We start from the raw sequence: 14163 nt of genomic DNA, 5'->3' as shown, positions 1-14163 counted from the left end.
CTTTTTCTTCCCCGGATCTTCTTTCCTCTTCCCCTCTTTCTTTTTTTCTAGGAGCCTCTCAGGTTTGATAGGTCCCGCTTGAATGATGTCACGCGGACAAATATACTTCCTTGCTGAAAAAGAACCGCATGGCGTACATCCCGTTTTTATCCATGCACGCTTTTCACCTGCCACTTTCATTCTTTACTCATACCTTAACGCTTCTATCGGCGGTATCCGCACCGCCCGCAGCGCCGGAATCATACCGAATAGCAGACCTGCGCCGATGGAGAAGACAATCGTGTATTGCACCATCTCCAGCGGAATGCTGTTCGGCAAGATTGGGAAGTAGCGGTGAATCCAGTACATCGCCCCGTATGTGGCCGCAAGTCCGGCCATAGCGCCGACGACGCTTAGGAAGACGGCCTCGAACAGGAACTGGGTCAGGATGTGCCATGACCCGGCCCCTACCGCCTTGCGGATGCCAATCTCGCGCGTCCGCTCCTTTACCGTCAGCAGCATCACGTTCATGATGCCGATACCGCCGACCAGGAAAGCGATGCTCGTTATCGCCAGCGTAATGACGCCGACCAGGTCAAGCACCGTCTTAATCATATGAATCGCTTCCTCGGCTTTTACGAGATTGAAGTCTTTCTTCCCGTGGTTCTTGCCGATGACGTTGTTAATCTGCTTCTCGACCTGCGGGACGTTTTCCGCCTTTTTCGCGGTAAAGAACAGGAGCGAGGCGTTATCTACCTTGCCTACTTTCTCTACTACCGGATACGGCGCGTACACGCGGTCGTCGATATTAAATCCGAACATTTTCTTCTCGTCAAGCACGCCGATAATCTTAAATTCTTCACGGTTGACTTCCACCGTCTTGCCGACGGCCGGCTTATCGCCGAATACGTTCTTCTTGATATTGGAGCCGAGCACGATGACGTGTTTCTTCCTATTCAGCTCCTCCCGGGTAAAGAAGCGCCCTTCCGCTACCTGCATGTCAAGCACCGGCGGCAGGTCCGGCGTCGTGCCGGTGAAAATCATGTCATACCCCTTCTTCTCATGAACGAGTGCGCCCATTACCTCATTCTGCGGTGCGGCCTTGTCCACTCCTTTAACCTGCTTCTTTACGTCCATTGCGTCCTTGTACGTCAGGGTGCTTGCAGACGGCGCGAACGAAGAGAAATCGGAGAGGCCGCTGCTGATAGCCTTCTTGTTCATGAGCTTACCGGGCACGACGGTAATCTGTTGAGCGCCGAGACCGGAGAATTGCTTCAGCAAACTCTGGTTGAAGTTATACAACACAGACATCATCGAAATCACGAGAAATGCGGCGACGGCAACGCCGAGCAGCGCAAGGAACGAGCGGCCACGGTACATCCAGATGCCGCGCAATGCCATGCTAACATTCCGAAATATCATCCGAGGCCCACCTCTTTACCACGCACTTCACCGTAGGGGACGAGTTTACGGTCACGCACATATAAAATACGATCCGCAACCCGGGCAAGATCGTGGTCATGCGTAACCAGCATAATCGTCCGCCCCTGCTCATGCAGCTGCTTGAGAATGGTCACGACCTCTTGCTTCGAGCCGATGTCAAGGTTTCCGGTCGGCTCATCCGCCAGCAGGAGAGACGGCGATGTGGCAATCGCGCGGGCGATCGCCACTTTCTGTTTCTGCCCCCCGGACAGGTTGGCGGGCACGTCCTTTTTGCGCGCCAGCATGCCAACCTGTTCGAGCGCTTCATCTACTCTGCGGCAGCGCTCCCGGCCCGATAAGCGGGTATACTGCAGCGGCAGTGCTACATTCTCACTCACCGTCAGCCGGGGAACCAGCATGAATTGCTGGAAGATGAAGCCGATATGCCGGTTGCGGACAACGGCCAGTCTGCCGCCGCGGTGGCCGGTCATATCCTCGCCGGACAGCAGGTACGTTCCCGCATTCGGCTTGTCCAACAATCCCAGGATGTTCAGCAGCGTGGATTTGCCTGAACCCGAAGGTCCGAGTATGGATACGAACTCCCCCTGCTGTACATTCAGATTGACGTCCTCAAGCACCGTGATTTTCTCCCGCCCGTCTTTATAATGGCGGGAGATGCCTTTCAGTTCAATCATAGTTGGACACGTCCTCCATAAACGGTTTGAGCTGGAAAACAATGTCCTGAACAATGTCGCGCGTGTCTACTGTTTTTAACTGTTCGCCCTTTTCATAGATGTCAAGCAGGATATCAGTCAGAATCTTCTGGTTTAATCCTCTGTCTGCGGTCTTTGTAATCAACAGATATCAACTCCCGTTACTTTTCCGCGCTGAGTGCCACCTCAAGCTTCAGCCGTTTTACGACGGCTTCCGCCGCTTTCTGACGGTTCTTGGCTTCTTCCAGATTAGCCGCCGGCAGTTGATAGGTCGGCACGATGTCTTTCAACATGGCCTTCAACTGCTCCGGATCGACCGGCATATAGTTGTTGGAGGCGGCCTGTTCCAATTTCTCAAGCTTGGCCATGAATTCCTTGACCGAGAAAGTGGACGGTTTGCCGATAAAGATGCGGTCGTGCGTTGTACCGGCCGTACCTTCTTCTGCGGTCAGCAGTTCTTCATACAGCTTCTCGCCGGGGCGCATGCCGATGTATTCAATCTTGATGTCGCGATCCGGCTCAAGTCCGGACAGGCGGATGAGATCATGCGCCAGCTTGGCAATCTTCACCGGCTCGCCCATATCCAGTACAAACGTCTCGCCGCCTTCGGCGATGGCGCCGGCCTGTATCACCAGCTGTACGGCTTCCGGAATCGTCATGAAGTAGCGCACCATCTCCGGGTGCGTAACGGTTACCGGTCCGCCCTCTTTAATCTGCTGTTTGAAGATTGGAATCACGCTGCCGCGGCTGCCGAGCACGTTGCCGAACCGGACGGCGACAAACTTGGTCATGCTGCGGCGGTTCAGACTCTGGATAATCATCTCGGCAATCCGCTTGGTCGTTCCCATTACGCTGGTCGGGTTAACCGCTTTGTCCGTCGAAATCAGCACAAAACGCTCGACACCGAACAGGTTGGCGCACTGCGCCACATTTTTTGTTCCGATTACATTATTCTTAATCGCTTCGGCCGGGTTGCGTTCCATGAGCGGTACGTGTTTGTGCGCCGCAGCGTGGAAGACAACGGCCGGACGGTACTTGTCGAAGACCTCGACAATCCGCTGCCGATCCTGCACATCGGCGATGATCGTCTCGTATGCAAGATTCGGAAACTTGCGCTTCAACTCATTCTCGATAGCATAGATGCTATTCTCGCCGTGGCCCAGCAGCAGCAGTTTCTCCGGATTGAACCCGGAAATCTGACGGCACAGCTCAGAACCAATCGAGCCGCCCGCGCCGGTCACCAATATGGTTTTGTTGGTAACATATTCGGCAATGCCCTTCAAATCGACCGCCACCGGGTCACGGCCCAGCAGGTCTTCCACGTTGACATCGCGAATCGTACTGATGGATACGTTGCCGTGGATGACATCGCTGACGCGCGGCAAAATCTTAATGTGAGCCGACGTTTTCTTGCAAATTTTAATAACATTGGCTATGTCCGTTTTTGCAGCGGACGGCAGCGCCAGAATAATCGTGTCAATACCCAGGCGTTTTACGATAGCCGGAATGTCACGGCGCGTACCGACGACAGGCAGTCCGCCTACTTCCATGTACAGCTTGGCCGGGTCATCATCGATGAACGCGACCGGATACAGCGTCGTATCCGGAAAGTGCTTTAGCTCTTTCGCCACCAGTGTCCCTGCGTCCCCTGCACCTACGATCAGCGCTTTTTTATGGTGTGGCTGAATTTTCACCTGATTGCCGCGCACGATGCGCCAGATAAGACGGGAGGCGGCGATGCCGATGGTCGTCGTCATCCAGGACAGCAGGAAGATGGAAAGAGGAATCACCACATCCACCTCAAGCGCCCGTACCGCAACATACAGGACCAGGTTTACCCCGAGCGCGATGGTCGTCGTCCGGATAATCAGCACCAGCTCGCCGATGCTCGCATACTTCCATACCCGGCGGTACAGGTTGGAGAAGTAGAACACGGACCAGGTAACGATCCAGATAAGCACCATGGCGTACGGCATGCTGTTCCAGAACGGCTCAGGAATGCTTCCTTCGAACCGCAACAGATAGCTTACAAGCACTGAGCAGAGCACGATAAACGAATCGGCGGCCAGAAAAAACAGGATTCGTTGAGAATACTTCATTCGGTCCACCTCCGTTATTTTTCGCATAACACTCGCAGCGTGCGTTTCACGCTGGCAATGACCCGCTCCTGATCTTCCTCCGTGAGGCCGGAGCCGGAAGGCAGGCATAACCCGTTCGCAAACAATTCATCCGATACGCTGTTATATTCGGCATGGGGATAATATTTGCAGTCTGCAAACAGCGGCTGCAGATGCAGCGGCTTCCATACCGGGCGTGCTTCGATGTTCTCTTCCGCGAGCGCGTCCACAATTTGCACAGCACTGACGCCTGTCTGTTTCTCATCTACAGTTAGAGCCGTCAGCCAGCGCGTCATGAACCCTTCTTCTGCTTCCGGCATAAAAGTAATACCTGGTTCATCCGCAAATGCGGCCGCATAGCGATCGAATACGGCACGACGCGCTTTCACACGCTCGTCGAGCACACGCAGCTGGCCCCGGCCAATGCCTGCGAGAATATTGCTCATGCGATAGTTGTAGCCCATCTCGCTATGCTGGTAATGGCGTGCCTGGTCGCGGGCCTGAGTAGACCAGAACCGCGCTTTCTCCAGCGCTTCCGTATCGTCCGAGACGAGCATGCCGCCGCCGGACGTAGAGATAATCTTATTTCCGTTAAACGAGTAAATCCCAAACTTCCCGAATGTGCCGCTGTGCTTGCCTTTGTAAGTCGCACCGAGCGATTCGGCCGCGTCTTCTACCACCGGCACTCCGTAGCGGTTGCAGACGGCGAGCAGCGGCTCCATATCGGCGCTCTGGCCGTACAGATTCACAATGATGACGGCTTTCGGAAGTTTCCCCTGGATTTCGGCGTCCTGCATCGCACGTTCAAGTGCGACCGGCGACATGTTCCATGTCTTCGGTTCCGAATCGATGAAAACCGGAGTGGCTCCCTGGTACAGAATCGGGTTGGCGCTGGCGACAAACGTCAGGCTGGAGCAGAAAACCGTATCTCCGGGTCCTACGTCAAGCAGGCGAAGCGCCAGATGAATCGCCGCCGTACCGGAACTCAGCGCCAGCGCACCTTTTGCGCCCACGTACTCGGCCAATTCATTCTCAAAGCCTTCCACGTTCGGACCAAGCGGTGCAATCCAGTTGGTCTCGAACGCTTCTGCGATATAATGCTGCTCTTCCCCGCCCATATGCGGCGGGGATAAGAAAATGCGTTTCTCCATCATCTATGCCCTTCTTTCGCTCAAGTTTGATGCGTTCGCTTCCTGTCCCATAAACTTCGTCGTTGTCGCGTGTCCTTCTTTGCTGACGCCTTCCGAGCGAAGCACTTTGAAAAATGTCATCCACAGAATCTTCAGGTCGAGCCAGAAGGATTGATTCTCGACATACCAGACATCGAGCTCGAATTTCTCTTCCCAGCTGATGGCGTTCCGTCCGTTCACCTGCGCCCAGCCGGTAATGCCCGGCCGGACTTCGTGGCGGCGCGCCTGGCGCGGCGTGTAGCGCGGCAAGTATTCCATCAGCAACGGGCGCGGCCCGACCAGGCTGATGTCACCTTTTACCACGTTGAACAGCTGCGGCAGTTCATCAAGGCTGAACTTGCGCAGCAGACGGCCGAATTTCGTCAGGCGCACGTCGTCCGGAAGCAATTCCCCGTTCTCGTCCCGCTCATCCGTCATTGTCCGGAACTTGTAGATGTAGAACGGCTTGCCGTGAAGGCCGGGACGCTCCTGCTTGAATAATACCGGCGTTCCGAGCTTGCGGCGGACGAGCAGGGCGACTATCCCGATGACCGGCAGGGTGACCGTCAGCAGAGAAAGCGAGCACACAAGGTCGAATGTCCGTTTTACCATGCTTCTCACTCCGTTTTTTTAAAAATAAGGAAGAAAGGAGGAGGGAGAAAGAGGAAAGAAGATCCAGGGAAGAAAAAGGCGTCCGCCTTTTTCCGCATTGAAATTCTCTTCTCTCTTTTCCCTCGTACCGCAAAAGTCAGCCGCCCGTCCCTTCATTTTCATGGCAGGGTTATGGCTGAGATGCCATGGTGTTTTTTTTTTCACACTACTCTTGATTGCGCAGCAGTTGGTCTTCCGGTACGTCACGCAGCTTCTTCGCCGGGACGCCGACAACCAGCTCTTCTTTTTTCACATCGCGGGTTACGATGCTGCCCGCGGCGACCGTGCCGTCTTCTTCGATCGTGATGCCCGGCAGCGTGATTGCATTGGCACCGATACGTCCGCCGTCTTTGACGGTGACGCCTTTCATCTTGCCGAAGCGTTCTTTGCTGCGGGCCATATAGTTATCGTTGCTGGTCACAACGCACGGCGCAACGAATACGTGGTCGCCAAGATTGGAATAGGCCGTAATATAGCAATTGGTCTCAAGCTTGCATTTACGACCGACCGTGCAGTCGTTCTCAATCGCGACGCCGCGGCCGACAATCGTGCGCTCGCCTACCGTTACCCGCTCGCGAATCGTCGCAAGATCCGCAACGAATACATCGTTCTCCAGCACCGCACCGGCGTAAATGATGGACGATGTGCCAATCGTGCAACCATTGCCGATCACCACCGGTGGATTCTTCTTCACTTCTTTTAATACGGAATTCTTCGCTTTCGTCGGCTGCTTACCGATAACCACGTTATCCTGGATGACAACATCGTCTCCAATTACGCTGCCTGCGTAAATGATAACGTTATGGCCGACGGTGACGTTATTGCCCATTACGACCGTATCTTCAATAATCGTGTTTTTTCCGAATGTTACGTTCATACGTTATATTCCTTCCTTTCGCGGTTCTGTAGAGTTTGCACCGGCTGTACCTGTGCCTGGCTTACATTGCGGCGCGGAATGTCTTGTTCAATGACATCCATCAGGCGAAGCGCAAGCTTTCTCCATGCGTGGTTGTTCTCGACGTAGGCCCGTCCCTTCCCGCCCATCTCCTTGAGCGCGGTCCGATGGAGTGCTAAGAACTGCAGCGCTTCAGCCATCTGCTGTGGCGTACTGACTTTCAGACCGGCACCCGATGTTTCAATCGGGGTTTCATCAAGCTGGCAAAGCAGGACAATCGGAAGCGAGGCCGCCATGTAGTCGTACATTTTGTTCAGGCTGAAGCCCCATTTGTAAATTTCCGCATCCTGCATGGAAATCACTCCTACATCGGAACGAAGCAGGATGGTCGGGATGTCTTCTTTTTTGACCGGCGGAACGAGTGTGATGTTGGTGAGCTTCTCCTTTCTTGCCCTCTCAACCAGCCGCTGTTTTTCCGGGCCGTCGCCAACCATGATAAAATGAACGCGGCTGTCTTTGTTTTTGAGAATGCCGGCCGCGTCCAGTACCGGATCAAGATGGTTGGCAATGCCGTGTGCTCCTGTATATGTGACGATCAGCTTTCCTTCTAGAGAAGCGAAGACTCGCTCCAGGTCCTTAGAAAGAAGCGTATCCGTGTTATACCGATCCAGGTCAGCCCCGTTCGGCAGGTACAGCACTTTTCCGGTGTCGATGCCCTGCTGGGCTACGTACCTGTCCGCTTTGTCAAACAGGACGATGATGCGCTTTGCATTTCTATATAAAAAGTGTTCCAGTTTCCGCAGCATCCAGACTACCGGATTGCGGCTGGAAACCTTGCCTAGATCGATTAAGGTTTGCGGCCAGAGGTCGCGTTCTTCGAAGTAAAAGGTACATTTGTATTTGCGCGCCAGCATGCAGCCGACAAATGCCGCCAGCGGATGCATGAGCGTACCGATGATTAGATCGGGCTTTTCGCTTCTTTTTTTGCCAAGTATGTACGATTGCACGGTGTAGCTCAGCATGTTGGCGACCCGGCGCCAGTCGTTGCGCCTGTATTCCGGCGTTTTAATCCAGACGAAGCGGACTCCGTTATACCTCTCTTCCTTCCACTTCACATCTTTCTCCGGAATGTAGCGCTCTTTGCGCTCCTGGTGGGAGAAAGAGGAGGCAAAGATGGTTACGTTATAATTGTGTTTTACAAGCTCTCTTGCCAGGTCGTAATGACGAGTGCCTCCGCTTCCGCCGGGTGCGATGGCGTAGTGGTTGAAGATCCAGATGTTCATTTCTTTTCTCTCCCCCTTTCTGTAAAAAAGTTTTAGCTTAACCGTCATCCGGGAAGCGACACTGGTGTTATGGAGAGGACGCTCGTTTTTGCAAAGAAACCGTCCGGCGGGAATGCGGTTCGAAGCCTTCGTACATAGCGATGAGTTTTTTGGCTTCCATTTCCCAGCTGTACTTTTGTTCAATGGCGCGGCGTCCGTTGTCGCCCATGCGTTTGGCTTCTTCCGGATGGTCGACAAGATACTGAATGGCTTCGGCGATTTGTTTCTCATCGAGCGGGTCGACGCAAATGCCGCATTCGTTACCTTCGACGATTTCGCGCCAGAGCGGGAAGTCGGATGCGATGACCGGAATACCGGCGGCCATGTATTCGAACATCTTAACCGGAAGCGCATCTTTGTAGTTGATAATCGGATGCAGCGTAACCAGTCCGGCCATGCCCCGGGCCAGTATCTGCTGCACTTCCTCACGGCTGACATGTCCGAATTCATTCACCTGCTCCCAGCCCGCGAGCTTCGTCGTTTCATTCCGCAGCGATTCCGGAATGAACTTGCCTGCAAGAAGCAGGGTGGCGTTCGTATGGCCCATCGCTCTGACCATTTCCTTGATGCCGCGGTTCACGCTAATGCCGCCGACATACGTGACAGCATGCTCTTTGCGTGACCAATCCTGCTCCGGTGCCATGAATTCAGCCAGAAGCGGATAGTTGTTAACGTACATGGTATGGCAGCCGATGCTCGCGAACCGTTTGCTGATGAACGGTGTTGCGGCTGCAATGGCATCAAACCGTTTCGCTGCGAAATTCTCGAACGCTTCGAACATGCGGGAGATGGTTTTGCGCAGCGGCGCCGGAATCCAGTATTTCGAAAGAATCTGGCGCGGTACGTCTTCGTGAACGTCGTAGATGACTTTTTTGCCTTTCATCTTCAACAGCAGGCCGACCGGAAGCAGTTCCGGGTCATGGAAATGGTAGGCGTCCGCATCAATCTCAAGCGCTTTGCGGTAGACGGCGCGCACGGTTTTCGTCATGCGGTTCAGCCTGCCGCGGCCGCGTTCAATCGAGTGGAATCGGACACCGTTTTGTACGCCCTCGGGGGCATCCGGCGCGACGAGATGCGTCTCATATCCGGCACCCGCGAGCGAGCTGCATTCTTTTGTAAAGATCCGTGTATCCATCGGCGGATGAACGGATGTGAGATGGCAGATTACTAGATTTCTCATGGGTCACGCTCCAAGTTTTGTTATAGGAAGAAAAACAAACGGCACTTTTGGTAAGAAGAAAAACAGGGTAAAGACACGCCCGTGCTTTTCCTCAAAGAAGTAGATCTGTCCGCGCCCCCTTTCCGTCAAAGCGCGCCGACAAAACATCTGGGTATCTCAGGGATGGAGACAATTGTCGGCGTTTTTCCGCTTTGTCGGAAACGGCGCTGAGCAAGGGAAAAGCAACGTCTGTGTTTTTACACCTGTTTTTCTTCATAGCCAAATGAATGCTGGTATTCTCATGTTTTTCTTCCATAAATCAAAATCTATTTTCTAAATGAAGTTACATAGGATAACGAAAGGTTTGTATCCTGCAACTCTAGCGAAGAAACTGTTTCTTCTTTGTCTCGGACTTCCTTCTTCTTTACTCCCGGCAGGACGTAGGCGAGCAGGAGGGCAAGAAGGATACCGTGGGTGAGCAGCGTGGTCAGCAGAGCCGAGTTGGACAATGCAAACGCCGGGATACCGAGAATCAGGCACTTAATCTGATACTCTGAGTGGCGGGTAATGCTATCGAATATCCAGAGCACTGCCGCCAGCAGCATGGTAAAGATGAAGATACCCATGTATCCAAAGTTGGCGAAGCTATCGGCCCACAGGTTGGCGTTCGCCGCCGTAGAAGCGCTGCCCATGTATTGATAGCCGATTAAATATACCGGCTTCAACGAGTATGGATAATCTATGAAACTCTTAAATATGCTGTGCGCCAGATACACTTTCGGGTTGCTGGAGAAGAACTCGAAGTAATATCCCGTCAGAAGCCCCGGCGTCAGAATGAGGCGGCGCACAAACAGCGATACGAACGCTATCTCATTAAGGAACCAATCCAAGATGACACACAACACCGTAAATATCGTGGCGCCGTACAGTATGCTGGTGCCGAATCCGCCCTTCTTGCGGTTTAGCAGGATCAGCAGCACAACGTTCAGCAACAGCGAAAAAAAGATGCTTTTCTGTCCGGTAATCGAGAAGATAACCAATTGGCCGAACAACCCGGTCGCCACAAGACCTGGTTTGCGGAGCACCAGGCCATATGCCATAATCAGCGGGTTGATAACGCCCGCCTGCCAGGCAATGGCATAGGAGACGGCTCCGCCGCCACTCTCTTTGTACTTCTCCCGCACATCATACACGTCGGCCAGCGCCGCGACATCAAACCGGATGCCGTACGTGCCGACAATCAGCGCATAAAATACGGCACTAACCAATGCGATGCCTAACCAGAATAAGATTGGCGGCAACTCCAGGCGGCGAATCGGCAGATAAGGCAGATGCGTAGACGCTCCCAGAATGGCAAATGCACTCAGCATGGATAACAAAAAAGCGACAAGCTTCCCTGTCTCCACCGTTAACGTGTAGAACGGGATAATCGACGCCGGAATATATACCAGCACATACAAGATCCAGTAGACGACCTGCGAGGGACGTTCCACCGCAATCGGCATCCACAACGCGGGCAGCGCCGCAGCGGTAAATCCCAATATCAACAGCGGCGTGAAAGCCGGATAATAGACATAGCCCATATACGCGAAGTACGGAGAGACCAAATCGATGTATACCCAGCTCAACAGCGCTCCGTAAATCAGAGCGCCGAAAAGCAGGATGATTCTATTCTTGATGTTGTTCATGCTGTATCCCTTTTCTGAAATGTTGGATGACGGCACGGGCGGACAAGAAAAACAGCACGACGTAGCAGACGAACATGCCTGCCCCGTAGATGATGATTGCTTCACGGGCCGGAAGCTTCAGCACGGAAGATAGCACCAGGCCGCCGATAATGACGACGAAGCGGAAGATATCCCAGGCCAACTGTATTCCCTGACGCTCCAGCATATTGAGTGTCTGCGAAAGCGGCACGACGACAAATTGGGCGATAAAGCCTGGCGCCATAATTTGAATGTAGACGCCCGCCTCTTTCCATGCGTCGCCGAAGATAAGTTCGAATGCCCACGGTGCGATTAGTGCCAGCAGACCGATGGGAATACCGCCGAAAAGTAGCAGCTTGCCCGCCGCTTTGAAATACAGCTTCTTCAGCTCTTTCGGATTCTCGCGCGCCAGGCGGGCCGACTCGCCGAAGAACACCTGGGCGACCGATTGACCGACCATTGTCATCGGCGCACCGACGACCCGCTGTACCAGTGCGTAAAACCCGCCGATTTGCGTGCCGAAAAACGCAACAAGCAAGAGCGGCGGCAACTGAAGGCCCGCACTATTAAAGAGCGACGAGAAACTGGTCAGCAGCGGGAACCGTTTGTAGCGGACCGCCATCTGCTTCATGCGGGCACCACAGACAGCCCTAAGCGATTCACGGTCCGTCCGCAGGACATTGCGCGCCAGCGTTCCGCTTCCGCCGATACGACCGATGGCGTCACCGAGCAGAAGTCCCAGCGGACGCCAGGCCATAAGACCACAGGCGATCTGCGTAATCACCTGTGTGGTGCTCTGACGCACTTTCGTGGCGGCAACGCGGCCGAATTCCCGCTTGCGCACCGACCAATAATTTAGAATTTGATAAAGCCCGACGCCGAATACGCTGCAGGGCAGAAGCCAGAGATACGGACCCAGCGCGGGAGCGTTGACCCACTGCACGAGCACGTCTCCAAACATCCAGACGAAAGTCCCGGTAAGAGCGGTCATTCCCACCAGCGTAAGCAGTGATAGAACCATTATGTTCGCCGCGTCTTCTTCTTTTTCCGGTAGGAGAATGGCCAATTCATAACGTAATGATGCTATCACTGCCAAAACTGAAAGCAATGAAGCATATACGGCCAGCGTTCCGAAATCGTCGGGTCCGTACATCCGGGTTAACAGCGGAGAGACTGCCACGACCAGCAGTTGGGCGAATGCGGTTCCTCCTGTTAAGACAAGTACATTGCGAATAAACGTTTTCCCGAAAAAAAACTTCTTTACCCGCGTCATAATTCCAGCATTTTCAAGCAAAGGTGTATTGTTCACTCCTTTCTTCCCGCTAGTCTTTTATCTTCACTTCCATTCCGCCCGACAGGTTCATCAACAGTTCCTTCAGCTTTAACTGCTGCTGCGACGACGCATGCTTAAGCGGCTCGTCCGGTCCGTTATAGATGCCCGCCACACTCACGATACTCGGCAACTGATGCGCCATCTTGCCGTATACGTGGCGGATACGATCCGAATCAAGGAAGGTCCACCAGCCAAGCAGCAACGTGCCTGACAGCTCGTATGGACCGTATCCATTGTTCGGTCCAAGACTCTGATAACCCCAGCGGTAGACCCCGTTCCGCCCGTCGATAAAGTTCTTCGTCCGGTAGGCGGGGAACTCGCGTGTAGGCTGTACCAGCACCTGCTCGTAAAACTGCTTTTCCATACCTTTACGCAGCGTTTCGTAAAAGCTTCGCTGCGGTGAATCTTCCTTTTGGGCCTGCGACAGACTCAAAAGCCAGAGCGGGAAGCGGTGGCTGTGCGACGTATCCCAGGCAATGTCCTTCACCGGAGCCGGTTTCATATTCCGCTTCTTCTCCCGCCGTCCGGCGTACAGATAATCCGGATGATCCGACCAGACACCCGGCTGGAACACCCAGCGGCCTTTGCCTCTGAACTTAACGCCTTTGCGGAACGCTTTGTCCGCCACAGTCAGCACGTCGGTAATCAGCGGTGATTCAATTGAACCGTTGAATGTCTCACGCTCGTATGTTCTAAGGTCTGCTGCGATTGCGAATAGAAACAATTCTTCATCCGTAATCGCCTTTTCATAGTTCTTTTTCGTTTTTGGGTCGGAGAGCTTCCATAAGACACGCTCTTTCATACCCCCGGCAAACGGTTTCCGTCCCCATTGCCAGGCTGGCTCTTGCTTCCACACCCTTTCCACTTCCCGGTACAGAACAGAGGGCAGATAAGTCGGAATCAGCTCCTCTTTTCCGGACTGTGCCGCCAGAACAAGAAAACGGCTGGAAAGATATACATACTGCAGCCTTCCCAGCCTATCCTCTGCTTTCTCGTTCCGTTGTGCCGCTTCAAACCGGGCAAATTCCCGGGCGAAATGCCCGGAGAATTGCTGCATCCAGTTCCTTTCATGCAGCGTAAATGCCGCATGCAGCGGTACCATCAGCAATTGTCCCGCATCGTACATCTCCTGGCTCGTCTTAAACGTTCGGCCCAAATACGGTGTGACGGATTCTTCCCAGAGCTCCTTCTCCTCACGGCTAGCACCCGATGAGTACCACCAGGAATAGAAGGTGCTGGAAAGGAAGAAAACGGCAAAACAAACGATGATAATTTTGATCCATCCATTCTGCTTTGTCCATATGCCTCTGATGGTACTCCCTCAATTTCTTATAGAATTTCATAGCGTTTTGGCTTGGCCACGTTTTTGAGCGCATTGCGCGTATCGAGTACGGCGGGTGCGAAACGGCCAATCAAATCGTAATCGAATGCGGTATGATCCGTCGTCACTATGACAATATCCGCTTTCTCAAGCTGCTCCTGCGCCAGCTCTACCGCGTTATATTCTTTGCCTCGACGTTTAAAAGACGGGATGTGCGGATCGCTGTAGACGATATTCGCTCCCTTTTCTTCCAGAATGTCGATAATATGGAGCACCGGGGACTCCCGGATGTCATTGATGTCTTTCTTGTATGCCACACCCAGCAGGTAAACGGTCGAGCCTCTGAGCGGCTTGCCTTCCTTGTTCAGCAGGTTGG

The 14163-nt window shown here is 53.6% G+C and carries 13 protein-coding genes; all 13 read right to left on the bottom strand.

Annotated features, from left to right (window positions below; genetic code table 11):
• Positions 1–183: 183 nt before the first annotated feature.
• Positions 184–1401 (bottom strand): ABC transporter permease, encoded by a 1218-nt coding sequence (locus B2899_RS00720; RefSeq protein ID WP_146811517.1) that lies wholly within the window; start codon positions 1399–1401, stop codon positions 184–186.
• Complete coding sequence (locus B2899_RS00715; RefSeq protein WP_286883276.1) at positions 1398–2096, bottom strand: ABC transporter ATP-binding protein; 699 nt, start codon at positions 2094–2096, stop codon at positions 1398–1400. The genes B2899_RS00720 and B2899_RS00715 overlap by 4 nt, the downstream gene beginning before the upstream one ends.
• A complete protein-coding gene (locus tag B2899_RS00710) occupies positions 2089–2259 on the bottom strand; it encodes a hypothetical protein (RefSeq protein WP_286883274.1) in 171 nt (56 codons plus the stop codon). Before B2899_RS00710 ends, B2899_RS00715 begins: the two co-directional genes overlap by 8 nt.
• A gap of 16 nt (positions 2260–2275) precedes the next feature.
• Positions 2276–4213: a polysaccharide biosynthesis protein gene (locus tag B2899_RS00705; RefSeq protein ID WP_286883272.1), complete on the bottom strand. Its 1938-nt coding sequence runs from the start codon at positions 4211–4213 to the stop codon at positions 2276–2278.
• Between the two features lie 14 nt (positions 4214–4227).
• Positions 4228–5385 (bottom strand): DegT/DnrJ/EryC1/StrS family aminotransferase, encoded by a 1158-nt coding sequence (locus tag B2899_RS00700; protein WP_281286035.1) that lies wholly within the window; start codon positions 5383–5385, stop codon positions 4228–4230.
• Positions 5386–6012, bottom strand: a complete 627-nt coding sequence (locus B2899_RS00695; RefSeq protein ID WP_286883269.1) for a sugar transferase — start codon at positions 6010–6012, stop codon at positions 5386–5388.
• Positions 6013–6217: 205 nt separating this feature from the next.
• Entirely contained in the window at positions 6218–6928 is a 711-nt protein-coding gene (locus B2899_RS00690; protein ID WP_146811524.1) for an N-acetyltransferase, read from the bottom strand.
• Entirely contained in the window at positions 6925–8229 is a 1305-nt protein-coding gene (locus tag B2899_RS00685; RefSeq protein WP_286883266.1) for a glycosyltransferase family 4 protein, read from the bottom strand. The genes B2899_RS00690 and B2899_RS00685 overlap by 4 nt, the downstream gene beginning before the upstream one ends.
• A 67-nt stretch (positions 8230–8296) precedes the next feature.
• On the bottom strand, positions 8297–9448 hold the full coding sequence (locus B2899_RS00680) for a glycosyltransferase family 4 protein (RefSeq protein ID WP_286883265.1): 1152 nt from the start codon (positions 9446–9448) through the stop codon (positions 8297–8299).
• A 305-nt stretch (positions 9449–9753) separates the two neighbouring features.
• The gene (locus tag B2899_RS00675; RefSeq protein WP_286883263.1) at positions 9754–11115 is read right to left on the bottom strand and encodes a hypothetical protein; all 1362 of its coding nucleotides are present in this window, start codon (positions 11113–11115) and stop codon (positions 9754–9756) included.
• Positions 11096–12442, bottom strand: coding sequence for a lipopolysaccharide biosynthesis protein (locus B2899_RS00670; RefSeq protein WP_146811531.1), 1347 nt, complete (start codon positions 12440–12442; stop codon positions 11096–11098). The genes B2899_RS00675 and B2899_RS00670 overlap by 20 nt, the downstream gene beginning before the upstream one ends.
• 13 nt (positions 12443–12455) lie before the next feature.
• Positions 12456–13592, bottom strand: coding sequence for a hypothetical protein (locus B2899_RS00665; protein ID WP_286883261.1), 1137 nt, complete (start codon positions 13590–13592; stop codon positions 12456–12458).
• 203 nt (positions 13593–13795) lie between these two features.
• Positions 13796–14163 (bottom strand): UDP binding domain-containing protein (locus B2899_RS00660; RefSeq protein WP_286883258.1); only part of this gene is annotated, 368 nt, incomplete at its 5' end.

This window comes from Aneurinibacillus sp. UBA3580 (assembly GCF_002375825.1).
GTDB lineage: Bacteria > Bacillota > Bacilli > Aneurinibacillales > Aneurinibacillaceae > Aneurinibacillus > Aneurinibacillus danicus.
The sequence above is the reverse complement of the archived record's forward strand: the minus strand, read 5'-3'. Positions and strand labels throughout refer to the sequence as shown.

Excerpts from the sequence above, each read along its gene's own strand:
- B2899_RS00720 (WP_146811517.1), bottom strand. The coding sequence starts at position 1,401 with ATGATATTTCGGAATGTTAGCATGGCATTGCGCGGCATCTGGATGTAC.
- B2899_RS00715 (WP_286883276.1), bottom strand. The coding sequence starts at position 2,096 with ATGATTGAACTGAAAGGCATCTCCCGCCATTATAAAGACGGGCGGGAG.
- B2899_RS00705 (WP_286883272.1), bottom strand. The coding sequence starts at position 4,213 with ATGAAGTATTCTCAACGAATCCTGTTTTTTCTGGCCGCCGATTCGTTT.
- B2899_RS00700 (WP_281286035.1), bottom strand. The coding sequence starts at position 5,385 with ATGATGGAGAAACGCATTTTCTTATCCCCGCCGCATATGGGCGGGGAA.
- B2899_RS00695 (WP_286883269.1), bottom strand. The coding sequence starts at position 6,012 with ATGGTAAAACGGACATTCGACCTTGTGTGCTCGCTTTCTCTGCTGACG.
- B2899_RS00690 (WP_146811524.1), bottom strand. The coding sequence starts at position 6,928 with ATGAACGTAACATTCGGAAAAAACACGATTATTGAAGATACGGTCGTA.
- B2899_RS00685 (WP_286883266.1), bottom strand. The coding sequence starts at position 8,229 with ATGAACATCTGGATCTTCAACCACTACGCCATCGCACCCGGCGGAAGC.
- B2899_RS00680 (WP_286883265.1), bottom strand. The coding sequence starts at position 9,448 with ATGAGAAATCTAGTAATCTGCCATCTCACATCCGTTCATCCGCCGATG.
- B2899_RS00675 (WP_286883263.1), bottom strand. The coding sequence starts at position 11,115 with ATGAACAACATCAAGAATAGAATCATCCTGCTTTTCGGCGCTCTGATT.
- B2899_RS00665 (WP_286883261.1), bottom strand. The coding sequence starts at position 13,592 with ATGTACGATGCGGGACAATTGCTGATGGTACCGCTGCATGCGGCATTT.